Below are 23703 nucleotides of genomic sequence, written 5' to 3'. Positions count from 1 at the left end.
CGCTTGTCCCCCCGTTACCCCGCCGCCCGCCGCAGCGGATCGCGACGGCCGAGCAAGAGCGGCCCGTAGGCCAGCGCAAAGCCGAGGAACGCCGCGGCCCAGGCCAGCGCCGCAACGTAGAGCAGCCACTCGCTCTGCGCGGTGTGGATCACGGCGCAGATGCGCGCCACGGCCGCAACGACGATCGCGGCATAGATCGCCTGCGTGGCGGCGGTCGCCGTCAGCGCATTGCCGGTATGGCCGAGCGAGGCGCGGGTCATCACCGCGAGCGTCATGATGCCGGCGGCGCCCGCCATCCAGGCATGGATTCCGGCGCCGTCCTCCACGAGGTGGAACGCGGCGGCCGAATTGAGCAGGAAGCCGAGCGGCACGAAGAAATAGCCGACATGCAGGATGGTCACGAGCCGCTCGCGCAACGTGCGATCGCCGGCCCAGCGCGCCAGCCGGACCAGGTGCATCACCCCGGCAATGCCGAGCGCGGTCCCTGCGACGCGGCTGTCCGGGAGGAATATCCAGCCCGCCAGCGCCAGCGCGCCGAGCGCGACGACGACCATGTCGAAGCGGCCGAAAGGCACCGGCAGGCGGCCGGGATTTTCCCGCACCATCCAGTTGCGGGTGAAGCTCGGGATGATGCGTCCGCCGATCAGCGACAGCAGCATGACGACGACGGCAATGCCGATGCGGATGCCGAGATCGGCGGCGCCGAAGAACTGCGCTTCCAGGTGGAAGGCGACGTTGCCCGCGAACAGCAGCGCGACCAGCGCGACGACCTTTAGATTGCGCCAGTTGCGCCCCGCCGCGATCTCGCGCCCGGTCGCAGCCGCGACCAGCAGCAGGAAGCCGGAATCCACCAGCATCGCGACCCACCATCCCGTGACGGCGGAGAACGTCACCGCAAGGCGTCCGGCGATCCAGATGACGACGAGGCTCGCCAGCGGCACTCCCTGCAGCGGAAGCCGCCCGGTCCAGTTCGGGATCGCCGTGAACAGGAAGCCGGTGATGATGGCGGGCAGATAGCCGTACAGCATTTCGTGCACGTGCCAGTCGCGCGGCGCGAAGGCCGAGACCAGCTTGAGCTCGCCATAGAACACCGGCAGCCAGACCAGGATCGAAAGTGCGGCCTGGATCGCGCCCAGCAGGAAGAACGGCCGAAAGCCGCTGGCAAACAGCGCCGGCCCCCGATACGCGCGGTACCGGGGAATGCCGCCCGCCGGGGCCTGGCCCGCCGTCGCCGCCGCGCCGCTCACTTCGCCGCGGCCTGCTGGCTGAGCCGGTCGAACAGCGTCGCGAAGATCTGCTTGGCCTTGCCGGTCTGCGGCACCGCCTTGGCCTGCTCGAGATTTTCGGGCTTGCCGACCACGACGAGGGCCACCATGCCCATGGCATAGTGCGGCATGCACTTGACGCCGTAGACGCCGGGCTTGTCGAAGGTCACGGCGACATTCTCGTTCATCTTGCCGGCGAAGGGCGCGGCGCCCTCGGGCAGCATGTTCTTGATCGATTCGGCATTGTGGCTCTTGTCTGTCGCGACGAACTTGACGGTGTCGCCGGGCTCGATCCTGACCAGCGACGGCTCGAACACCATCAGGCCCTCGGCGCCCTTGTTGAGCATCTTGACCTCGACCTCGCCGGCCAGCGTCATGCCCGCGCTCATCAGCAGCGCGAACGCGGCCAGCGACATCATCTTGCGCATGCTCGTTTTCTCCAATGATTCTCGCCCCTGCGAGGCGTTCTCAGCAATTGTCTAGGTGCGATCGGCGTGGCATGGGTTGAGCCAGCGCAAACTTTGGCTTGATCGCGCGGTATCGGACCTTAGACTCCGTTGAAATCGCTCTGGGTGGGAGAACGCATGGCCTCGGTCGATGCTTCGCTGGTGGCCGACATGCCGATGTTCGCCGGCTTGACGGCCGAGGAACTCGCGGAGGTCCTGCGCGAGGCGCGCTCGGCGCGCTATCCCAGGAACAGCGAGGTGTTCTCGCAGGGCGAGGACGCCCACTCCTTCTTCCTGCTGCTGGCCGGCCATGTGCGGGCCAGCAAGACCACGCCGACCGGCGAGCAGGTGGTGATGCGCTATGTCTCGCCCGGCGAGATCTTCGGCGTCGCGCCCGCAATGGGGCTGCGCCAGTATCCGGCTACGGCAACTGCGGCCGATGACAGCGTCGCGCTGGTCTGGCCGTCGGCGGCCTGGCCGCGGCTGGTGGCGAAGTTCCCGACACTGGCTACCAACACGCTGCAGGCGGTCGGCAGCCGCCTGCAGGAGTCGTTCACCCGCGTGGTGGAGATGTCGACCGAGCAGGTCGAGCAGCGCGTCGCTCACGCGCTGGTGCGGCTCGCCAGACAATCCGGCCGCAGGGTCGAGCGCGGCATCGAGATCGACTTTCCGATCAGCCGCCAGGACATCGCGCAGATGACGGGAACGACATTGCATACCGTGAGCCGCATTCTCTCCGCCTGGGAACAGGCCGGCCTGATCGAAAGCGGACGTCAGCGCATCGTGCTGTGCGAGCCCGAGCGAATCTATGCGCTCGCCGAGCAGCCGCCGGGCGAGGTGTGACACAGCTTCGTAGCAACTATCAAGTTGGACGCGGATGAGCGCGCCCCGACCGGCTGCAGTGTGACGGATTCGATTCTCACACCGCGCGGCTGTGCAGGCGCTGCGACCGGTCGAGATGAGCGTCGAAAGCGGCGGCCACGCTACGCACCAGGAAGCGCGAATCCTGGGGGACCGCGAGCGACGAGCCTTCGAGCTCGACGATGCCGTCGGAGACGAGATCCTTCAGGCGCGGCGCCGATTGCAGCATCTCGTCCGCGAGCGAGCCGTGGCGCGCACAGATCGGCGCGAGGTCGACGGCGAAGTCGCACATGATGCGCTCGATGATCTCGGCGCGCAGACGGTCGTCGGAGGTCAGCTGATAGCCTCGCGCGGTCGCCAGCCGCCCCTGCGCCACGGCCTGCGAATAGGCCGATATGACGACCTCGTTCTGCACGAAACCCTGCGGCAGCCTCCCGATCGCGCTGGCGCCGAAGCCGAGCAGGACGCTGCTCTGGTCGGTGGTGTAGCCCTGGAAGTTGCGCCGCAGCGTGCCGGCCTTCAGCGCGCGCGCCATGGAATCCTCAGGGAGGGCGAAATGGTCGAGCCCGATCTGCACGTAGCCGGCCTCGCGGAGGCTCTCTGCGATAGCGGTGGACTGCTCATGGCGCTCGAGGCTGTGCGGGAGCCAGTCCTCCTTGATCTTGCGCTGGTGCTTCTTGAAGGCCGGCACATGGGCATAGCCGAACACCGAGAAGCGGTCCGGTCGCAGCTCGATGCAACGGGCAACCGTGTCGCGGCAGGAGTCCACGGTCTGGTGCGGCAGGCCGTAGATCAGGTCGAAATTGATGCCGGAGACGCGGGCCCGGCGCAGGCCCGTGGTCGCCCGTTCCGTCTGCTCGAAACTCTGCTCGCGGTTGATGGCGCGCTGCACCTTCGGATCGAAGCTTTGCACGCCGAGGCTGGCGCGGTTGACGCCGCCGAGCGCAAGCGCCTCGATCATCTGCGACGACAGCGTGCGCGGGTCGATCTCGATCGCGACCTCGGCGGAAGGAGCGACGAAGAAGCAGTGCCGGATCAGTCCCATCAGGTCGGTAAAGGACTCCGGCGCCATGATGGTCGGCGTGCCGCCGCCGAAATGGATATGCTCGACCCTGATGCGGCGGTCGATCTGCCGGACGACCTGGTCGATCTCGCAGCGAAGCGCCGATTCATACACCGCGATCGGCTCGTCGCGCCTGGCCACCGTGGTGTGGCAGCCGCAATAGGTGCACATCGCCCGGCAGAACGGCACATGGAGATACAGCGAGGCGCTGGCCTCGCGCGGGATCGCCTTTAGCCATTCGGCATGGGTGGAAGGCCCGATCGCGGGCGAGAAATGGGGGGCGGTGGGATAGCTGGTATAGCGCGGCAGGCGCTCCTGCCCGTAGCAAACCGCAAGATCTGGCCTCATCGCGACGTCATTCCCGGCTGGATTGTTGCGGGAACCTGACCGGCGCCCGGATCAGGCTTTCATACAGGCAGGGAAGCCGGGGCGACTTGCGCTCGCTCAAATTCGCCCCGCCGAGGAAACCCCGAAATCGCCTGCAAATCCTTGCGTTTGCTCAAGGCCGAGGCCCCGCCTTCGGGCGACAAGGCAGGTATCGACAACCATCAGAGCCGGCGATGTGCTGCCAGATTCCCCCGTACGAGGACGTGCGTCCCAGGCGGACCAAATCCGTGGGCGAGAATGATCGGGCGGTGCGGGTCTGGGCGAGCTTCGCGGCCGGTGTGGTGCTGTTGTCGCTGTCGCTGGCGAGCGCCGTCTGGCTCGCCTCCTACCTCGCCTAGCGAGGCGATCGCGGCACCGTAGCCGCGCCAATTTTCCCGACACCCGGACCAGCCAGCGGTGGTGATCGATCCGCTCGGCCTTTGCGGTGACGGGCGCTACGCCTCGGTGCCGAAGGCGGGGCGCTGGTCGCTCGTGCTCGGCATCGCCATCTCGGCGAGCGACACGGTTAACGTGGAGTCACCGGTCCTGCTGCGCTGACCTACGTATGACGCCTTAAGTGATTGCCAACCGGTCGCAAGTTGTTTCAGCGCAAATAATTCGACGGCGAAATGAGCAATGTGCTCCCGCAATCAAACGCAAGGAGCCATTGCAATGTTGACCCGCAGAGCCGCATTAATGAGCGCAGCCGCTGCAGCCATGATGCTGGCTGTGTCCGCGCCCGCCAGGGCCGCCGACGACCTCAAGCTGCCGCGCCAGAAGATCGAACTGGTGGCGCCGCCCTTCGTGCATGCGCACGAGCAGGCGACCAGGCAGGGCCCGAAGATCATCGAGTTCAAGATGAACATCGAGGAGAAGAAGGTGGTCATCGACGAGAAGGGCACCACCTTCCAGGCCATGACCTTCAACGGCAGCATGCCGGGCCCGATGATGGTCGTGCACGAGGGCGACTACGTCGAGCTGACGCTGGTCAACCCGTCTTCGAACTCGATGCCGCACAATATCGACTTCCACTCCGCAACCGGCGGGGGCGGCGGCGCCGAGCTGACGCTGGTCAATCCCGGCGAACAGGTCACGCTGCGCTGGAAGGCGACGCGCACCGGCACCTTCGTCTATCACTGCGCGCCGGGCGGTCCGATGACCCCGTGGCACGTTGTGTCCGGCATGTCCGGCGCCGTGATGGTGCTGCCGCGCGAGGGCCTGACCGACGGCAAGGGCAAGCAGGTCAAGTATGACCGCGCCTACTATATCGGCGAGTTCGACCTGTATGTGCCGCGCGACGAGAAGGGCAACTTCAAGGCCTACGACTCGCCCGGCGAAGCCTACAACGACACTGTCGAGGTGATGCGCAAGCTGACGCCGACCCATGTCGTGTTCAACGGCAAGGTGGGTGCGCTGACCGGCAAGAATGCGCTGACCGCCAAGGTCGGCGAGACCGTGCTGATCGTGCATTCGCAGGCCAACCGCGACAGCCGCCCGCATCTGATCGGCGGCCATGGCGACTACGTCTGGGAGAGCGGAAAGTTCTCCAATCCGCCGGACACGGGCCTCGAGACATGGTTCATCCGCGGCGGCTCGGCGGGAGCTGCGACCTACAAGTTCCTGCAGCCCGGCGTCTACGCCTATGTCAACCACAACCTGATCGAGGCCGTCGAGCTCGGCGCGGCCGCTCACTTCAAGATCGAGGGCAAGTGGAACGACGACCTGATGACCCAGGTGAAGGCCCCGGCGGACATCCCGCCGGCCAAGACGAACTGAGACCACCTGACCGAGAGGGCGCCGCGCGCCGGCGTCCTCTCTCATCCCTCGAATGCACCGCCATGCTGATCGCATTCAAGCTCAAGCTCGCTCTCGCCTGCGTCGCCGGACTTGCCGGCCCGCTCGCGGTTGCACCCCTCCTGTCGGATGCCGGCTCTCGCGGCGGCCCTGCCGGCACCGAACAGGCCCTCGTGGAGGTGCGCGCCGGCAACGTGGTCTACCGCGTTGCCGGCGACTTCACGCGCAACGGCAGGCAGGCATCGGCGCCGCTCAGGCAGATCAGCTTCGACCAGCCGCTCGTCATCATGAAGCACCAGGTCAGCGCGGCCGAGTACCAAACCTGCGTCGACGACGGCGCCTGCCGCGCCCTCGATCGCGGCGTCACCATCGCCGCCGACCGCCCGGCCGTGCAGGTGAGCTGGCACGATGCCAACGCCTATGCCGCCTGGCTGTCGCGAAAGACCGGCGAGACGTATCGCCTGCCCACCGACGAGGAATGGGCGCTCGCTGCCGGCAGCAGGTTCAAGGACGACGGATTGCCCGTCGACGACAACGATCCGTCGAAGCGCTGGATCGCGAAATACGAGCGCGAATCCGAGCGCACGGCGGACGCCGAGACGCGCGCCTTCGGCAGCTTCGGCCTCAACGAGAACGGGCTCGCCGACCTCGCCGGAAATGTCTGGGAGTGGACCTCGACCTGCTTCACCCGCTACCGGCTCGACGATGCCGGCAAGACCGTATCGGCCACGCCGAATTGCGGCGTCCGCGTCGTCGAGGGCCAGCACCGCTCCTACGTCACCGACTTCATCCGCAACGCCCGCGGCGGCGGCTGCGCCGCCGGCGTGCCGCCCGATAATCTGGGCTTTCGCCTGGTGCGGGAGCCGCGGTCGTGGATCGGCCGCGTTGCCGGGGCGCTGCATATCGCGCGCGGCTAACCCCCGTCCATTCCGGTACGTTTCTTGTATGCAATGCATGCGCGCCCCTCGGCGCGGCCATTTATTGGGCATTGCGATGCGCTGTCTGATTGTCGCGGATTTGCACTATTCATTGCCGCAGTTCGACTGGCTGCTGGCGGCCGCGCCCCGGTTCGATCTCGTGATCTTTGCCGGCGATGCGCTCGACGTCGGCTCGTTCGTGGATTTCCGCGCCCAGATCGTGGTGGTGAAGAAGTATCTCGCACTGCTGTCCGGCATCACGAGGGTGATCCTGTGCTCGGGCAATCACGATCTCGACGAGCGCAGCGCGGACGGCGAGAAGATCGCGCGGTGGATCGGCGAGGTGCGCGAGCTGGGTATTGCCTGCGACGGCGACAGTCTTGCCATCGGCGACACCTTCTTCACGGTATGCCCGTGGTGGGATGGGCCAGTGGTCAAGCAGCGGCTCGAGATGCAATTGCGCGAGGATTCGGCGAGGCGATTGCAGCGCTGGATCTGGGTGCATCATGCTCCGCCCGCGGACTCCCCGACCAGCTGGGGCGGCAAGCGTTTCTTTGGCGACGTCGACCTCGTGCAATGGATCGCGCGCTACCGGCCGTCGATGGTGATCTCCGGCCACGTCCATCAATCGCCGTTCATCGCCGAAGGCTCGTGGTACGACCGGCTCGGCGACACCTGGGTGTTCAATACCGGCCTGCAGCCCGGGAGGCCGCCGGTCTGTATCGTGCTCGACATCGACGAGGGCACGGCGTTCTGGCTGCCGGCGGGCGATGCGCGCTACATCGACCTCAAGGCGCCGCTGGCGCGCCCGGCCCTGCCGATCGTGGCGCCGCCGCCCTGGCTCATAGCCTTGGATCGGATTGCCGATCCGATCCTGGCGAAACCTCCGACGGCGGCAGATTGATCATGCTCTGCAGGACCTCGCCGACCATGGCCAGATGGGTGCCGTGGCCGGCATATTGCCGCTTCAGGTCGGCGAGATAGGTGTTGGCGACGTTGAGGCGCTGCGCCAGCATCCGCGCGATCAGGATCGACACCGCCGGCTGCCTGCGCAGGAACGAGGCCGCATCGTCGATCTCGTAGATCGCCGAGTGCTGCGCGGCGCGAACGGTCGCGGTGTGCGGCACATCGAGCAGCACCGACATCTCGCCGAGCACGGCTCCGGGCTCGGCAATGCTTGCGACCACGGCTTCGCCCTTGATCACCTCGAGCCGGCCCTCGATCAGGACATAGAGATGCCCGGTGCGGTCGCCTTCATGCAAAACCTCGGTGCCTGCGGCGACGCTCCGCCGCGTCCCGCCAATGCAATATTCCAGGATATCGCGCATGTGACCGCCCAAAGCCCCTCATCAGACTAGACGGGAGGATAGCACCGGTCGAACCGATATTATGGCCGCGTTGCTCAAATTGCCGGCATGGCAGGCGGCCGCCGGCCGCAGGCACGCCGGCAAGACCCTGGACTGCCGGCCGGCATGTTCCCGCTCGCTCCGATCGCCGCGGAGCTGTCGCGATGCCTCCCGCGTGCCGCCCGTTTCTGGAATCGCTCTAAATTCAATGCTTTGAATCGCTCTAAATCAGCCCTTTCGCGACATCGCGTCGCTGACGACGTCATGCCTGCCGCGCTACTCAGCGGCAACACAACATTCTCGTGCCGGAGCCATCCATGACGAAACTTGGCGCCCTCTCTGCAACCGCGGCTATGCTTTGCCTGGCCGCATCCTCGGCCGCGTTGCTGGCCCCGACAAGCGCCAGCGCCCAGAGCGGCGAAGTCAACGTCTACACCTATCGCGAAACCAAGCTGGTCCAGCCGCTGTTCGATGCCTTCACCAAGGACACCGGCATCAAGGTCAACGTCGTCTCGTCAAGCTCGGGGCTGGAGCAGCGCATGAAGGCCGAAGGCGCCAACAGCCCGGCCGACGTGCTGCTCACGGTCGACCTCGGCCGCCTCGACGATGCCGTGAAGGCCGGCGTCACCCAGCCGATCAAGTCGGTCGCGATCGACGAGATCGTGCCGCCGCAATACCGCGACCCGGACGGCCAGTGGGCAGGCATTTCCATGCGCGCGCGCGTGGTCTACGCCTCGAAGGACCGCGTCAAGCAGGACAAGATCACCTACGAGGAGCTCGCCGACCCCAAGTGGAAGGGCAAGATCTGCATCCGCTCGGGCCAGCACATCTACAACAACGGACTGTTCGCGGCCTATGTGGCCAAGTACGGCGAGGCCAAGGCAGAGGACTGGCTCAAGGGCGTGAAGGCGAACCTCGCACAGAAACCCTCCGGCGGCGACCGCGAGGCGGCGCGCGACGTCGCAGCCGGCAAGTGCGACATCGGCATCGGCAACACCTATTACTGGGCGCTGTTGATGAACAACGATCCGGAGAAGAAGCCGTGGGCGGAAGCCACCAAGGTGATCTTGCCGACCTTCGAAGGCGGCGGCACCCACGTCAACCTCTCCGGCGTGCTCTTGGCGAAGCACGCGCCGAACAAGGCGAGCGGCATGAAGCTGATCGAATGGCTGGTGGGCGACAAGGCGCAGAAGATCTACGCCGATGCCAACTACGAATATCCGATCCGCGCCGGCGTCCCCGTCAACCCGACGATCGCGGGTTACGGCAAGCTCGTCGCCGATCCGATGCCGATCGCCAAGATCATCGCGAGCCGCAAGGCCGCTGCCACGCTGGTGGACAAGGTCGGGTTCGATAATTGACCGATCGCAACAAGGGCGCAAAGCGGTTCGGCCATCATGCCCTCTTCCTCCCGGGAGAGGGCATGATGCTGCGTGGGCTTTCCGCGCCCTATCGACGTGAGCCGGCGTGAGGCGGACGACGCAGAGCGGGCGGCTGGCCGGAGCGATTGCGGTCGCGACCGCGATGCTGGTGGCCGCTCCCGTCATCTCGATCATCGCGCTGGCGATGCAGCCTGCGCCGGACGTCTGGCAGCCCCTGATCGAATACGTGCTGCCGCGCAGCCTGCTCGATACTGCGCTCCTGCTCGGCGGCGTCGCCACGTTGTCGCTCGCGATCGGCACCGGGACGGCGTGGGCGGTTTCGCTGCATGAATTCCGCGGCCGCGCCATGCTGCGGTGGCTGCTGCCGCTGCCGCTCGCCATCCCCACCTATCTCGCCGCCTACGTCTATGTCGACCTGTTCGAGCCGCTCGGCCTCGTCCACCGCGCGCTGTCCGGCTGGGTTCCGCTTGCCGACGCGGTTCGCCTGCTGCCCAACCTGCGCTCGTTGCCCGGCGCCGTCATCGTCATCGCGCTGGTGCTCTACCCCTATGTCTATCTCTCGGCGCGCACCATGTTCCAGTTCCAGAGCGCTGAATTCGCCGAGGCCGCGAAAACGCTCGGCGCCGGCCGCTGGACGATCTTCCGTCGCGTCTCGCTGCCGATGGCGCGGCCGGCGCTGGCCGTCGGCGTCGCGCTGGTGTCGCTGGAAACCCTGAACGATATCGGCGCCAGCGAATATCTCGGCGTCCGCACGCTCACGGTGTCGGTGTTCACGACCTGGCTCAACCGCGGCAGCCTCGCCGGCGCCGCCCAGCTGTCCTGCTTCATGCTGGCGATCGTCGCCGGGCTGATCGCGATCGAACGCTACGGGCGGCGCAACGTCACGACGGAATTTTCCGCCGAGAGCCCGCGGCTGACGCAGCGAACGCAACTCGAGGGATTCAAGGGCGCCTGTGCATTGGTGGCCTGTCTCATGCCGGTGATCCTCGGGTTTTTCGTCCCCCTGCTGTTTCTCGCGCAACAGAGCTTCAAGCGCGGTCTGCTGGCGGACGTCGACGTGGCGCTGTGGCGCGATGCCTTCAACTCGGTCGCCTTTGCGAGCATCGCCACGCTGGCCGCGCTGCTGCTGGGCTTTGCGACCATCCTCGCCTGGCGCTGGCGGCCGAGCATGCCGCACTTCATAGCGATGAACATCGCGCAAACCGGCTACACGCTGCCGGGGCTCGTGCTGGCGATCGGCCTGCTCGCCCCCCTGCTCGCCGTCGACAACGCGCTGAACACGCTCGCCGGCTGGCTCGGAGGTTCGCTGCCGGGATTGATCATCGTCGGCTCCGGCGCCGCCGTGGTGATCGCCTATGTGATCCGTTTCCTCGCGGTGCCGACCGGCTTCATCAAGGCGGGCTTCGAGCGGATTCCGCGCGACTATGACGACAGCGCGCGCGCCGCCGGCGCCGGCCAGGGCACGACGATGCGGCTGATCCATCTGCCGCTCTTGCGCCCCGCCATGGTCGGCGCGGTCATCGTGGTGTTCGTCGACTGCCTGAAGGAGCTGCCGGCGACGCTGCTGCTTCGCCCGCTGAACGTCGAGACCCTCGCCACCTCGATCTACCAGTACGCCAGCCGCGGCAGCTTCGAGGAAGGCGCGCTCGCGGCACTGTTAATCGTCGCCGCCAGCATCGGCCCGGTGGCCTGGCTGACGCGCTTCTCGGACGTGCCGGCCGGACCGGCGTGAGCCATAGCCAACTGTAGGTGGGCACGCTGAAGCGTGCCCACCATTCATGACGATGGTTGAGGATAGAGATGGTGGGCACGGCGCAAGAGCGCCTTTGCCCACCCTACGAGACTTGCTGCTCCGACTTCACGCGTTCTTCAGCGCGACGCGGAACTCGGCCTCGGTCTTGGCCTTGACCTCGTCGAGGGTGACGCCGTCGGCGAGCTCGATCAGCGCCATGCCGTCCTTGCCGTGCTTGTCGATGGTGAATACGGCCAGATCCGTCACGACCATGTCGACCACGCGCTCGCCGGTCAGCGGCAGGTTGCACGTCTTCAGGAGCTTCGGGCCGTCCTTGGCAGAATGCTCCATCACCACGACGACGCGCTTGACGCCGGCGACGAGGTCCATGGCGCCGCCCATGCCCTTCACCATCTTGCCGGGGATCATCCAGTTGGCGAGGTCGCCATTCTGCGCCACCTGCATCGCGCCGAGGATAGAGAGATCAATATGGCCGCCGCGCACCATGGCGAAGGAGTCCGCCGAGGAGAAATAGCTGGTCGACGGCAGCTCGCTCACGGTCTGCTTGCCGGCGTTGATGAGGTCGGCGTCCACCTCGTCCTCGTATGGGAACGGGCCCATGCCGAGCATGCCGTTCTCACTTTGCAGGTTCACGTCCATGCCGTCGGGGATGTAGTTCGAGACCAGCGTCGGAATGCCGATGCCGAGATTGACGTAGTAGCCGTCGCGCAATTCCTTCGCGGCGCGCGCTGCCATCTGTTCACGGGTCCAGGCCATTTGAGGAGCTCCTGTCGAAAGGCTTTTCAGTTGCGCATGATCTGATCGGAAAACCGCTTCGCACTTTTCCGGATCATGCGGCCGGCCGCGGGCGCGTGTTGCGGAATTCGATATGCTTCTTCGCCGTGCCGACTTCGACGATGCGCTTGACGAAGATGCCGGGGGTGTGGATGTGGTCGGGATTGAGCTCGCCGGCCGGCACGAGGTGCTCGACCTCGGCCACGGTGACCTTCGCAGCCGTTGCCATCATCGGATTGAAGTTGCGCGCGGTCTTGCGGTAGATCAGGTTGCCGGCGGTGTCGCCCTTCCAGGCATGCACGATGGCAAGGTCGGCGAACAGGCCGCGCTCCATCACGTACTTCTCGCCGTCGAACTCCTTCACTTCCTTGCCCTCGGCGATCAGCGTGCCGACGCCGGTCTTGGTGTAGAAGGCCGGAATGCCGGCCCCGCCCGCGCGGATGCGCTCGGCCAGGGTTCCCTGCGGGTTGAACTCGAGCTCTAGCTCGCCGGCGAGGTATTGCTGCGCGAACAGCTTGTTCTCGCCGACATAGGACGAGATCATCTTCTTGATCTGCCGCGTCTCCAGCAGGCGGCTCAACCCGATACCGTCAACACCGGCATTGTTGGAAATGAAGGTGAGGCCTTTGACCCCGGCGTCGCGGATCGCATCCGACAGATGCTCGGGAATGCCGCACAGGCCGAAGCCGCCCGACATGATCATCATGCCGTCCTTGAGAATGCCTGACAGAGCCGACTTGGCGTCGGGATAGACCTTGTTCATGGGAAATGACCTGATGGAGGGGAGGCTTTTTTCCGCAGCCGTCGCATGATCCACCTGGAAACCGCGTTTCCGGATCGCGCGTTCGGTCCGCTTTATTGGGGCGATTATTAGGCGAATTCTTCGCAGCGCGTCAATGACGGGCATATGGCCGTTCCGGCGCCGTTCCCGCGTCAGTACGGCCTTGAAAGCGACAAGAAAACCCATCAAGTTGCCGTCGTTGGCGCGGGCGGGTAGGCTCGGGGTCCATTTGGCGCGGCGCCCGACGTTTTCACCGGACCACCTCAAGACCTCTTCGCTGGATCATGGCATTGACGATGGCCGAACGAATGAAGCGCCTCGGGATGCCGGTTGCGGCCTTCTTCGGCGTGGCCGCGCTGTGCCTGGTCGCAACGATCTGGTTCCTCAACCGTGACGCCTTGCAGAAATCGGTCGAGGCGCAGATCCGCGCCGTCACCGGGCTCGATCTCGTCGTCAAGGGATCGATCGACATTTCGGTGTTTCCCGCCAGCTACGTCTCGTTCCACGACGTCGGCCTCAAGGGCGGGATGAGCGACGACCCGGCGCTGCATGTCGACGTGCTGACCGCGAACCTGCGGCTCTTGCCGCTCCTGCTGCGGCGGTTCGAAATCTCCGACGTGATGATGCTGCGGCCGACCATCCGCGTGGTGCGCGACGGCAATGGCGAGAGCAACTGGACGCCCTTCGTCGAGACCATCGCGAAAACCATGAAGCCCGGCGCGGAGAACCAGGTGTCGTTCTCGGAAATCCGCATCCAGGACGGCGTGCTGAAGTACCAGGACGCGGCCACCAGCTCCACCGAGACGCTTGCCGACATCGACCTCTCGCTGGCCTGGCCCTCGATCTCGCGATCTTTTGCCGCGACCGGGCAGTTCGACTGGCGCGGCGAGCGCATCGACGGCTCGGTCAGCGCCGGCGATTTCGTGGCGCTGCTCTCGGGCGAGCGCTCCGGCCTGAAGGCGCGCCTCGCCTCGGCGCCGCTGAAGCTCGCTTTCGACGGCGCGGTGGCCAACCGCACCAGCCTGATGATGGAAGGCACCGTCACCGTCGACTCGCTGTCGCTGCGCAACGCGCTGCGCTGGACCGGACAGCAGCCGCCGGCCGGCGGCGGCTTCGGCCGTTTCGCGCTGAAGGCGCGCGCCAATGTCGTCGGCGGCTCGGTCGCACTCACCAATGTCAATGTCGAGCTCGACGGCAATGTCGCCGAGGGCGTCATGACCTTCGCCAATAACGGCCGCCAGACCGTGCAGGCGACGCTCGCCGCCGGCAATCTCGACTTCACGCCCTACATCTCCACCGTCCGCCTGCTCGCCACGGGCGCACGCGACTGGAACCGGCAGCTGTTCGACCTCAATGCGCTGTCGGCCACCGACCTCGACATGCGCCTGTCGGCTGCGAAAGTGACGGTTGGGCCGACCAGGCTCGGCCGCACCGCGTTCGGCGCCAACTTGCGCAACGGCGCGCTGGCGCTCAGCGTCGGCGAGGCGCAGATGTATGGCGGCATCGCCAGGGGTTCGCTCGGCATCTCGCGCGCCGACACCGTCGCCGACGTGCGCGCCCAGTTCCAGCTCACGGACGTCGACCTGCAGGCCGCCGCCGGTGAATTGTTCGGCATCAGCAAGCTCTCCGGGCGCGGCAACCTCAACGTCTCGCTGGTCGCCTCCGGCTCGAGCCCGTTCGGGCTGGCATCGTCGCTCGACGGCACGGCAACGCTCACCGGCCATGACGGCGCGATCTCGGGTTTCAACGTCGAGCAGTTGCTGAAGCGGCTGGAACGCCGGCCGCTGTCGGGCGCCGGCAATTTCCGGCATGGCTCGACGCCCTATGACAGCATCACGGTATCGGTGAAATTCGCCGACGGCATCGCCACCGCCGAGGACATTCGCGTCGAGAGCCCGACCTCGCGGCTAAAGCTGACGGGAACGGCATCGGTGCCGGCGCGCGAATACGACATGAAGGGCGTCGCCAGCCTGATCTCTGCATCGAGCGGCAACCCCGGCTTCGAGTTGCCCTTCGTGGTGCAGGGGCCGTGGGACGATCCGCTGATCTTTCCCGATCCGGAAAGCCTGATCCGCCGCTCGCCCGCGACCGAGCCGCTGCTCGATGCGGTGAAGGACAAGAAGACGCGCGACGCCGTCAAATCGGTGATCGAGCGCTTCACCGGCGGCGGTTTCCGCCGCCCTGCACCGGATGCGGCGCCCGCTGCGGAAGCAGCCAAGCCGAACTGAGCGCTGCCGCTCACAGCGGCACGGCGCTTTCGCCTCGCCCGCGCGACAGCTTCGAGGCGAACGACGCCACCGTGATGACGACCGCGATCAGCGCGATCACCATGGTGCTTATGGCGTTGATCTCGGGCTTCACCCCTAATCGCACCTCGGAATAGATGCGGATCGGCAGCGTCGCAGATCCCGGGCCGGTGGTGAAGCTCGCGATCACGACGTCGTCGAGCGAGAGGGTGAAGGCAAGCATCCAGCCCGCCGCGATCGAGGGGACGATCAGCGGCAGCGTCACCGACAGGAAGGCGCGCAGGGGATTGCAGCCGAGGTCCATCGCGGCTTCCTCCAGGCTGCGGTCGATCGAGCCGAGCCGCGATTGCACCACCACGGTGACGAAGCACATGGTGAGCGTGGTGTGGGCGATGGTGACGGTCCAGAAGCCGCGGCCGGCGTCGAGCGCGACGAACAGCAGCAGCAGCGACAGGCCGGAAATCACCTCCGGCATTACCAAGGGCGCGTAGAGCATGCCCGAGAACAGCATGCGTCCCCCAAAGCGCTCGCCGCGGGTCAGCGCCACCGCCGCGAGCGTGCCGAGGATGGTCGCGATCGTCGCCGACACTGCGGCGACGCGCAGGCTCATCCAGGCCGCATCCAGCATCGCGCGGTCGTTGAAGAATTCGTAGTACCAGCGCAGCGACCAGCCGCCCCACACCGTCACCAGCCGCGAGGCGTTGAAGGAGTAGATCACGAGGATGACGATCGGCAGGTAGAGGAACGCAAGGCCCAGCGCGAGCGCGGTGATGTTGAAGGGCGTGATGCGGTTGATCCTGCGCGAGGCCATCAGCGCGCCTCCAGCTGGCGGTGCTGCACCCGCTCGTAGAGCAGCAGCGGCCCGACCAGGAGCACCAGCAGCACGATGGCGACCGCAGAGGCGACCGGCCAGTCCCTGTTGGTGAAGAATTCCAGCCACAGCGTCTGACCGATCATCTGTGCGCCAGAGCCCGCAAGCAGGTCGGGGATGACGAATTCGCCGACGATCGGGATGAAGCAGAGCAATGCGCCCGCTCCCACTCCCGGCAGCGACAGCGGGAACGTCACCTGCCAGAACGCCTGCCGCGGCGAGGCGCCGAGATCGGCGGCGGCTTCCAGGAACGCGGGATCCTGCTTGGCCAGCGTCGCGAACAGCGGCAGGATCATGAACGGAAGGTACGAATAGACGATGCCGATATACATCGCCGTGTCCGTGGAGAGCCATACCAGCGGCGCCGAGATCAGATGCAGTTTCAGCAGCACCGTGTTGAGCAGGCCGTCGTGCTGCAGGATGTTGATCCAGGCGTAGATGCGGATCAGGAACGAGGTCCAGAACGGCACGATCACCAGCATCATCGCGATCGCCTGCCAGCGCTGCGGCAGCCGCGCCATGCCATAGGCGATGGGGTAGCCGATCAGGAGCAGCATCGCGGTCGACAGCAGCGCGACCATCAGGCTGCGCAAGTAGGACAGGATGTAGAGATTGTCCGCGATCAGCAGCTTGAAATTGTCGAGCGAAAGCTGCTGCAGCGCCGCTCGTGTCGCCTCGCGCCCGTCCCAGAGGTCGAACACCGGCGCATAAGGCGGCTGCGCGATCGCGGTCTGCGACAGCGCGATCTTCAGCACGAACCCGAACGGCACCAGGAAGAACAGCACCATCCACAGGTACGGCGCGATCGCGGCGTAGCGCGCCGGCCGTGCGAAGATGCGGCGCGCACTCATTGTTCCAGCACCAGGCAGTCGTCGGGCGTGAACCAGGCCACCACGCGCTGGCTCGCATTATAGGCATCGACGATCCGCGTGGTGTTCGCCATCGACGAGCGCAGAACCGCGCCGGAATCGAGCCTGACCTTGTAGGTGGTGAGCCCGCCGAGATAGCCGACATCGGTGATGACGCCCTCCAGGCAGTTGAACGCGCGGGCGCTTGTCCCCTCCGCGGCGGGCGCACGGCGCGACAGCTTGACCTTCTCGGGGCGGATGGCGACGCTGACGACGTTCCTGCCCGGCGGCGTGCGCGACTCGGCGACATAGAGCGTGCCGGCATCGCGGGTCGCAATCGCAAGGCGCCCGGCCTCCGCCGCGCCGACCTGGCCTTCGAACAGATTGATGTCGCCGACGAACTCGGCGATCCAGCGCGACGCCGGCGTCTCGTAGAGGTCGCGCGGGCTCGCCACCTGCTCCAGCCGGCCGGCGTCCATCACGCCGATCCGGCTCGCCATGGTCATGGCCTCCTCCTGGTCGTGGGTGACGACGATGAAGGTCATACCGAGGCGATGCTGCAGCTCCATCAATTCGTGTTGAGTGCTCTCGCGCAGCTTCTTGTCGAGCGCCGCCAAGGGCTCGTCGAGCAACAGCACCTGCGGCCGCCGCGCCAGCGAGCGCGCCAGCGCCACGCGCTGCCGCTGGCCGCCGGACAATTGGTCCGGCTTGCGCTTCTCCATCCCCTCGAGCCTGACGAGGGCCACCATCTCGGCGACGCGGGCGTCGATGTCGGCCCTGGCCATGCCGGCGCGCTTCAGGCCGAACGCGATGTTGTCCCTGACCGACAGATGCGGAAACAGCGCATAATTCTGGAACATCATGTTGACCGGCCGCTCATGCGGCAGCACCGGCGCGATGTCCCTGCCACCCAGCAATATGCGCCCTTCGTCCGGCGTCTCGAAGCCGGCGAGCATGCGCAGCAGCGTGGTCTTGCCGCAGCCGGAGGGGCCGAGCAGTGCAAAGAATTCGCCGGCGCGGATGTCGAGCGTGACGCGATCCACCGCGCGGAAATTGCCGAATTTTTTTGCCACGCCCTCGATGCGCAGCAGCGGGGGTTCGAGGCGCAGCTCGGGCTTGACCAGCACAGCGGCCACCGCGTCCTGCTTCGCAGGCTCGACGCCTTCCGCTTTGGACAGCCCCGCCGCCTCGCTATTTCCCTGTTCCTCAGCCATGTCCCTGCCCGGCCCCGTCGAGCCCGCAAGCTAGCGATGGATCGGCGGGGGCTCAACTGGCAGGCAGCGGGCGGCGGGCGCCGCCGACGGTCCCAACCGGTCCAAATCCCCAAAAAATTTCTTGTCTGCGACGTGAACGCGTTCCGATCCGGGAACGACTATCGGCTGGAGTTGATGGCCGATCGGGGGGACCGATGCAGGATGGACAGCCGCGCCGCATTCGGATTTCGACGGATATGTTTCCGGACGAGAAGCGGCTTGCCTTGTGGCGCGAAGCCCACGGCCGCGATATCGCGCAGGCCGACATCGATCCGCGCACCGACGATCCGTTTCACGTCGACGTAACTTTCAACCTGCTGCCCAACGTCGCCATTGCATCCGGCTCGCGCTCGCCGGCGCATGATCGCGCCACGCGCGAGCTGCTCCAGGACGCCGGCGACATCGTCGCGGTGAGCATTTTTCGGTCAGGCGAGGCGACCGCGACCCAATTCGGCCAGGAGTCGATCGGCGGCGTCGGCAGCGCCAGCGCGCTGACGGGGGGCGATCCCTCCGTCAGCGCGCTGACCACCGACGGAAGCTTCATCACGCTGGCCATGTCGCGCTCTGCCATCGCGGAGCTGGCGCCGGACTACGCCGCCGCCTTCGACCAGCCGATTCCTGCCGACGATCCGGCGCTGCGCCTGCTGATCAAATATCTCGACGCCGTCATGACCGCCGACGAGCTTTCCCATCCGGAAGTCGCCCGCTCGGTCTCCACCCATATTCTCGATCTGGTCGCGCTGGTGCTCGGCGCGCGCGGCGACCGGGCGGAGACGGCGCTCGGCGGCGCCAAGGCGGCGCGGCTGAAGGCGCTGAAGGCCGACGTCATGTCGATGCTCGGCAGCAGCGCGCTGTCGTCGGAGCTGATCGCCGGCCGTCACGGCATCTCATCGCGCTATGTGCGAAAGCTGTTCGAGCAGGAAGGAACATCGTTCACGTCGTTCGTGCTTGGCGAGCGGCTGACCCGGGTGCGCCGCATGCTGCGCGATTCCCGCTACGCGCACCTGACCATCGCCCAGATCGCGCAAGCCAGCGGCTTCAACGACATCTCCTATTTCAACCGCGCCTTCCGCCGCCACTTCGGCGCGACGCCAACGGATGTGCGAGAGGAAAAATCTCCTTCGCCGGATGGCTGAAAGGGCGTATTCATTTCCTCTATGACTAGGCAATCCGATCAAGCATCTGAATCCAGGCACGCCTCTGATGTGCCGGTGCCTCTCTCGCCCGGTGAGAAGGCGGCCATTGCCGCATCGAAGGCGGCGGCGGCTCGCGGCGAGTTTGCCACGGACGCACAAGTCAAAGCCGTTTGGGCCAAGCACGGATTGTAAGAGGTCGCTGGCTACACCCCGCCCGCCATGAACGCCGCAAGCCTCTCGCGGTCGGCTTGGGGCATGGTGAGGCCGAGTTTCGTGCGGCGCCATAGCACGTCGTCGGGAAAGCGCGCCCACTCCCTTGTCATGAGGTAGCGCACCTCCGCGCCCGTCAGCTCCGGCCCGAAGGCGGGGCCGAGATCGTCCTTCGATTTGGCGTCGCCGAGGATGGTGACGAGCCGCGAGCCGTACGCGCCGACCAAGCGGCGGGCCTGGTTCTCGGACAGAAACCGCCACTGCTCGCGCGCGCTGTCGACCTCGTCCTCGAACTTGGCCCAGTTGAAATCGCCGCCGGGCAGCGGCGCCGTCGCGGTCCAGCGCGGCGACATCGGATAGAATTTCGACAGCTGCGACACCGCCCGCTCGGCGCGCAGGCGGGCCGTGGTGATGTCGCCGCCGAAGATCGTCACCAGCGGCGCCTTGCCGCGCCGGGTGTCGAAGCTGAGCACGCCGTCGCGGCGCAAGCCGCTCGTGCCGCGTCCGATCACGGAATTGGCGCCGGACACCGTGCGCACCACGTCGGACGTCTCCACCCGCTCGCGGAAGTAGCGGTTGGCGGCGTCGCAGAGATAGGCGACGTCGCCCGCCGCCATCGCAACCACGGCCGGATCGCCCTTGAAGGCGTGACCGACGCTGCCGATCAGCGTGAAATCGCGCTCGTAGGGGCTTGCGAAGATCAGCCGGCGGTCGTGGTTCTGGAAGACGTAGACATTGTCGCTGTCGAACAGCCGCTTCACCACGATCTGGCCGATCTGGGCGGTCGCCAGCGGCGGGGCCGGCACGCGCAGCACGGTGTCGGCGACGGAGGCGGTCCAGGCGCCGGTGGCATTGACCAATGCGCGCGCGGTGGCGATACGGCGATGGCCGCGGTCGATGATGGCAAGCCGCCAGACCTCGCCGCGGTCGGCGCGCACGCAGCGCGCCCCGGTGCAGATCGCAGCGCCCCGCTCGGCGGCATCGAGCGCCGAAAGCACGACCAGGCGGGTGTCGTCGACGATGCAGTCGGAATACTCGAAAGCGGTTCCGAAGGGCCGTTTCAGCGCATCGCCGGCCGGATGGTGGGTGATGTCGACCGTCTCTGAAGGCGGCAGCGGCCGCCGCGCCCCCAGCCGGTCATACAGCCACAGCCAGGCCCGCAGCACCCAGGGCGGCCGCTCGTCGGCATGGGCGGGAATCGCAAAGCGCATCGGCCGCACCAGATGGGGGGCAATGCGCAGCCAGATGTCGCGCTCGGCCAAGGCTGCCCGCACCCGGCGGAAGTCCCGCCGCTCCAGCGTCGCCAGATCGCCATGGATCAGCCGCGGCGAAGCCGAGGAGGCGCCGCCGGCAAGATCGCCCTGCTCGACCAGGAGCACGCGAAGACCGCGTCCAGCCGCGTCACGCGCCACGCTGGCGCCGTTGAGGCCGCCGCCGAGGATTGCAAGATCGTAGTCCGCCATACGCTACGCTGAGAAAGAGAACGCCCGCTCTCATCTCTAGAGCATTTTCGGTTCTGATTGAATCAGAACCGAAGCTCTAAACTCCTGATCTGACGCGTTTTCTTCACGCGAACCGGTACCCACTTCGCTTGAAAACGCTTTAGCCGGTCTTGCGCGCGGGCTCCACGGCGTTGTCGCGGCCGACCAGGGCGCCGTACTGGCCGATCGGCGCCGGCTTGCCGAGCAGATAGCCCTGCACCGCGTCGCAGCCCTCACTGGCGAGAAATGCGAGCTGTTCGGCCGTCTCCACGCCCTCGGCGACGATCGACATGTCGAGGCCATGGCCGAGATCGATGACCGCCCGCACGATGTTGGCCGATTGCGGGTTCCTGCCGAGATTGGTGACGAAAGCGCGGTCGATCTTGATCTTGTCGAAGGGGAAGGCCTGCAGATAGCTGAGCGACGAATAGCCGCTGCCGAAATCGTCCATGGAGATGCGCACGCCGAGCGCCTTCAGCCGCCGCAGCAGCGCAAGGCCGCGGTCGAAATCCTCGATCAGCACGCCTTCGGTGATCTCGAGTTCCAGCCGTCCCGGCGACAATCCGGTCTCCAGCAGGATCGAATGCACGGCGCTGACGACGTCGCGGTGCATGAACTGCGCCGGCGACAGGTTGACGGCGATCTGCAACGGCACCGGCCAGGATGCAGCCTCGCGGCAGGCCTCGCGCAGGATCCATTCGCCCATTTCGACGATCAGGCCGCTTTCCTCCGCGATCGGGATGAAGTCGGCGGGCGAGACGAAGCCGCGCAACGGATGCATCCAGCGCGCCAGCGCCTCGAAGCCGATGATCTTGCTGCTGCCCACCGCATCGCCCGAGGCGGCCTGCGGCTGGTAATGCAGCGACAGCTCGCCATTCTTGATGGCGACGGAGAGATCCTGGTGCAGCACGCGGCGGTCGCGTATCTGCTGGTCCATCTCCGGCTCGAACACGTTGATGGTGCCGCGCGACTTCTGCTTGGCGCGGAACAGCGCCGCGCCGGCATTGGCGAGCAGTGCGGCGGCGTCCGAACCGTTATGCGGGAATACCGAGATTCCGGTGGTGACGCCGGTGCGCACCGCCTTGCCGTCGATCGAAAATTCCCTGGCCAGCGCCTCGGCGAGCTGCGCGGCCAGCGCGCGGCCCGCTTCCGGCTGCTTGCCGTCGATGATCAGGCCGAACTCGTCGCCGGACAGCCGCGCCACCACGCCGCCGCGCGCGGCGTGCTGCAGCCGGCGGGCGACCTCGATCAGAACCTTGTCGCCGGTGGCGTGGCCGAACACGTCGTTGATTTCCTTGAGGCCGTCGAGGTCGACGCAGAGCACGGCGAACTCCTCGTCGGTTCCGGAGCAGGCTTCGATCATCTGCGCCAGGGCCTGCAGGAAGGCGGCGCGGTTCGGCAGGTCGGTGAGGCCGTCATGATAGGCCATGTGCGCCATCCGCGACTCGGTCTGGCGGCGATCGGTGACGTCCTCGTGGGTCTTGATCAGGTATTGCGGCTCGCCGGCATCGTCGAGCACGGTCATGCGGCGGGTCAGGAACAGGCGCAGCCCGTCCTTGGTCGAGATCGGATGCTCCTCGGCGAGCAGGCCGCGCTTCTTGATCGCCGCCTCGTCGCGCGCGACGATCAGTTTTGCCTCGCGCGGATTGAAGATGTCGGTTGCGGTCAGGCCCGTGGCATCCTCGCGGCGGCGGTTGAGGATGGTCTCGGCGCTGCGGTTGGCCAGCAGATATTTGCCGTCCTTGACGGCCTCTACGATCAGCGCGACCGGGATGTTGTCGACCACTAGCTCGAGGAATTTCTTGGTGTTCTCCAGCTCGCGCGACAGCGAGCGGCGGTCGGTTACGTCGTCGAACAGCGCGATCAGGAATTCCGGCTCGCCCTTCTCGTTGCGCGCCACCACGCGGTTGGAGGCGAGCGTGCGCAGATCCGGGCCGCGCTCGACCTGGAACTCGGTGCGATGATAACCCTCCGGCGCCGTCAGCGCCGCCTCGTCCGCCCTGACGATGGCCTCGGCCGTGGCAGGGCTGAAAATCTCCTCGGCGCACTTGCCGACGATGTGGTCGCGCGAGAAGCGCGAGAAGCGCTCGAAGGCGCGGTTGGCGAAGATGTAGCGGCCGTCCTCGATGTTCTTGGCCGCGACGCAGACCGGCACGTTGTCCAGAACCGATTCCAAGAACTGGGTGGTGGAGGACAGCTTTCGCGACAGCTTGCGCTGCTCGGTGCAGTCCAGATGGGTCGCGACCGACCCGCCATTGGGCAGTGCGAAATATTTCACCAGCACCGAGCGGCCATCGGGCAGCTCCGTGATCAGACCCTCGGGCGTCGCCGCGCGCGTGTAGAATTCGTCGTCGGAGCCCTCCAGCACGCCGCGCGTGCGCCGCATCTCCAGCAGTTCCTCGCCGGTCATGTTGCGCGGCACGTCGGCGCGGGTCAGGCCGTAGAGATTGAGATACTGGTCGTTGCAGAAGATGACCCTTCCGCGCGGATCGACCATCACCACGCCCTGGTTGAGTTGGTTGAGCGCCGTGCTGATGAAGGCATTGCGCCGCAGCTGCGAGCGACGGGCCCGGCGCAGGGCCGAGACCACCCAGATCGCGACCGCGCCGAGGAAGGAGGCGACGACGATGCTCCCGATCAGGACTTCCCAGATCAGGTTGGGATCGAGCTGGCCGATATAGCTGGAAGGCTGAAATCCGGCGGTCGCGGCTCGCGCCGATGGCGACACGCTGGCGATCAGGCACACGACGGCCGTGGCAAGAGAAGTCTTGCTGCCTGCCTGCCAATCCTTGCCAGCCATCAGTCACCTAACGCATTTCAGCGCCGGAGTTTCGGCTTTGGCGGGTTTGGATCGGGTAAACGCGTACCCGTGCAACCCCAAAATGTGGCTCAAATTACGGCAATTGCCCT

The 23703-nt window shown here is 66.5% G+C and carries 20 protein-coding genes; 9 read left to right on the top strand and 11 right to left on the bottom strand.

Annotated features, from left to right (window positions below):
* Positions 1-14: 14 nt before the first annotated feature.
* A complete protein-coding gene (locus ACT4OC_RS13260; RefSeq protein WP_444839447.1) occupies positions 15-1247 on the bottom strand; it encodes an NnrS family protein in 1233 nt (410 codons plus the stop codon).
* Positions 1244-1693 carry a pseudoazurin gene (locus tag ACT4OC_RS13255; protein ID WP_444839446.1) on the bottom strand — a complete coding sequence of 150 codons (450 nt, stop codon included), beginning with the start codon at positions 1691-1693 and terminating at the stop codon, positions 1244-1246. Before ACT4OC_RS13255 ends, ACT4OC_RS13260 begins: the two co-directional genes overlap by 4 nt.
* A gap of 156 nt (positions 1694-1849) precedes the next feature.
* On the opposite strand from ACT4OC_RS13255, the gene ACT4OC_RS13250 reads away from it, so the two are divergent.
* On the top strand, positions 1850-2554 hold the full coding sequence (locus ACT4OC_RS13250; protein ID WP_444839445.1) for a Crp/Fnr family transcriptional regulator: 705 nt from the start codon (positions 1850-1852) through the stop codon (positions 2552-2554).
* A gap of 76 nt (positions 2555-2630) precedes the next feature.
* Here ACT4OC_RS13250 and hemN read toward each other — a convergent pair whose 3' ends face one another.
* Complete coding sequence (gene hemN / locus ACT4OC_RS13245) at positions 2631-3983, bottom strand: oxygen-independent coproporphyrinogen III oxidase (RefSeq protein WP_444839444.1); 1353 nt, start codon at positions 3981-3983, stop codon at positions 2631-2633.
* A gap of 435 nt (positions 3984-4418) precedes the next feature.
* Between hemN and ACT4OC_RS13240 the strand changes: the two genes are divergently transcribed.
* The 4 genes from ACT4OC_RS13240 (at position 4419) to ACT4OC_RS13225 (ending at position 7616) form a co-directional block, all read left to right on the top strand.
* Positions 4419-4559, top strand: coding sequence for a hypothetical protein (locus tag ACT4OC_RS13240; RefSeq protein ID WP_444839443.1), 141 nt, complete (start codon positions 4419-4421; stop codon positions 4557-4559).
* 114 nt (positions 4560-4673) lie between these two features.
* On the top strand, positions 4674-5777 hold the full coding sequence (nirK, locus tag ACT4OC_RS13235; RefSeq protein ID WP_444839442.1) for a copper-containing nitrite reductase: 1104 nt from the start codon (positions 4674-4676) through the stop codon (positions 5775-5777).
* 62 nt (positions 5778-5839) lie between these two features.
* A complete protein-coding gene (locus ACT4OC_RS13230) occupies positions 5840-6712 on the top strand; it encodes an SUMF1/EgtB/PvdO family nonheme iron enzyme (protein WP_444839441.1) in 873 nt (290 codons plus the stop codon).
* A 76-nt stretch (positions 6713-6788) separates the two neighbouring features.
* Positions 6789-7616, top strand: coding sequence for a metallophosphoesterase family protein (locus ACT4OC_RS13225; protein WP_444839440.1), 828 nt, complete (start codon positions 6789-6791; stop codon positions 7614-7616).
* On the opposite strand, the gene ACT4OC_RS13220 is transcribed toward ACT4OC_RS13225, so the two are convergent.
* Complete coding sequence (locus ACT4OC_RS13220) at positions 7555-8040, bottom strand: Crp/Fnr family transcriptional regulator (RefSeq protein ID WP_444839439.1); 486 nt, start codon at positions 8038-8040, stop codon at positions 7555-7557. The two genes, ACT4OC_RS13225 and ACT4OC_RS13220, sit on opposite strands and share 62 nt — an antisense overlap.
* Positions 8041-8411: 371 nt before the next feature.
* Here ACT4OC_RS13220 and ACT4OC_RS13215 point away from each other — a divergent pair, with 371 nt between their 5' ends.
* Positions 8412-9419, top strand: coding sequence for an extracellular solute-binding protein (locus ACT4OC_RS13215; RefSeq protein WP_444839456.1), 1008 nt, complete (start codon positions 8412-8414; stop codon positions 9417-9419).
* Positions 9420-9582: 163 nt separating this feature from the next.
* On the top strand, positions 9583-11172 hold the full coding sequence (locus ACT4OC_RS13210) for an ABC transporter permease (RefSeq protein WP_444839455.1): 1590 nt from the start codon (positions 9583-9585) through the stop codon (positions 11170-11172).
* A 126-nt stretch (positions 11173-11298) separates the two neighbouring features.
* On the opposite strand, the gene ACT4OC_RS13205 is transcribed toward ACT4OC_RS13210, so the two are convergent.
* Positions 11299-11949, bottom strand: coding sequence for a 3-oxoacid CoA-transferase subunit B (locus ACT4OC_RS13205; protein ID WP_444839438.1), 651 nt, complete (start codon positions 11947-11949; stop codon positions 11299-11301).
* 73 nt (positions 11950-12022) lie between these two features.
* The gene (locus ACT4OC_RS13200) at positions 12023-12730 is read right to left on the bottom strand and encodes a CoA transferase subunit A (RefSeq protein WP_444839437.1); all 708 of its coding nucleotides are present in this window, start codon (positions 12728-12730) and stop codon (positions 12023-12025) included.
* A 314-nt stretch (positions 12731-13044) separates the two neighbouring features.
* Between ACT4OC_RS13200 and ACT4OC_RS13195 the strand changes: the two genes are divergently transcribed.
* Positions 13045-14976 carry an AsmA family protein gene (locus ACT4OC_RS13195; protein WP_444839436.1) on the top strand — a complete coding sequence of 644 codons (1932 nt, stop codon included), beginning with the start codon at positions 13045-13047 and terminating at the stop codon, positions 14974-14976.
* Positions 14977-14986: 10 nt separating this feature from the next.
* Here the strand turns inward: ACT4OC_RS13195 and ACT4OC_RS13190 are convergent, their stop codons facing one another.
* The 3 genes from ACT4OC_RS13190 to ACT4OC_RS13180 are packed head-to-tail and all read right to left on the bottom strand — an operon-like array spanning position 14987 to position 17927.
* Positions 14987-15805: an ABC transporter permease gene (locus tag ACT4OC_RS13190; protein WP_444839435.1), complete on the bottom strand. Its 819-nt coding sequence runs from the start codon at positions 15803-15805 to the stop codon at positions 14987-14989.
* Positions 15805-16716, bottom strand: coding sequence for an ABC transporter permease (locus ACT4OC_RS13185; RefSeq protein ID WP_444839434.1), 912 nt, complete (start codon positions 16714-16716; stop codon positions 15805-15807). Before ACT4OC_RS13185 ends, ACT4OC_RS13190 begins: the two co-directional genes overlap by 1 nt.
* On the bottom strand, positions 16713-17927 hold the full coding sequence (locus tag ACT4OC_RS13180; protein ID WP_444839433.1) for an ABC transporter ATP-binding protein: 1215 nt from the start codon (positions 17925-17927) through the stop codon (positions 16713-16715). Before ACT4OC_RS13180 ends, ACT4OC_RS13185 begins: the two co-directional genes overlap by 4 nt.
* Positions 17928-18121: 194 nt before the next feature.
* On the opposite strand from ACT4OC_RS13180, the gene ACT4OC_RS13175 reads away from it, so the two are divergent.
* A complete protein-coding gene (locus ACT4OC_RS13175; protein ID WP_444839432.1) occupies positions 18122-19102 on the top strand; it encodes an AraC family transcriptional regulator in 981 nt (326 codons plus the stop codon).
* Between the two features lie 203 nt (positions 19103-19305).
* On the opposite strand, the gene ACT4OC_RS13170 is transcribed toward ACT4OC_RS13175, so the two are convergent.
* Together ACT4OC_RS13170 and ACT4OC_RS13165 are read right to left on the bottom strand one after the other, a co-directional pair.
* Positions 19306-20775, bottom strand: coding sequence for a glycerol-3-phosphate dehydrogenase (locus ACT4OC_RS13170; protein ID WP_444839431.1), 1470 nt, complete (start codon positions 20773-20775; stop codon positions 19306-19308).
* Between the two features lie 139 nt (positions 20776-20914).
* Entirely contained in the window at positions 20915-23593 is a 2679-nt protein-coding gene (locus ACT4OC_RS13165) for a sensor domain-containing protein (protein ID WP_444839430.1), read from the bottom strand.
* Positions 23594-23703 lie beyond the last annotated feature (110 nt).

Source organism: Bradyrhizobium sp. (assembly GCF_052389815.1).
Lineage (GTDB): Bacteria > Pseudomonadota > Alphaproteobacteria > Rhizobiales > Xanthobacteraceae > Bradyrhizobium.
This window is presented reverse-complemented; position numbering and strand designations above follow the sequence as displayed.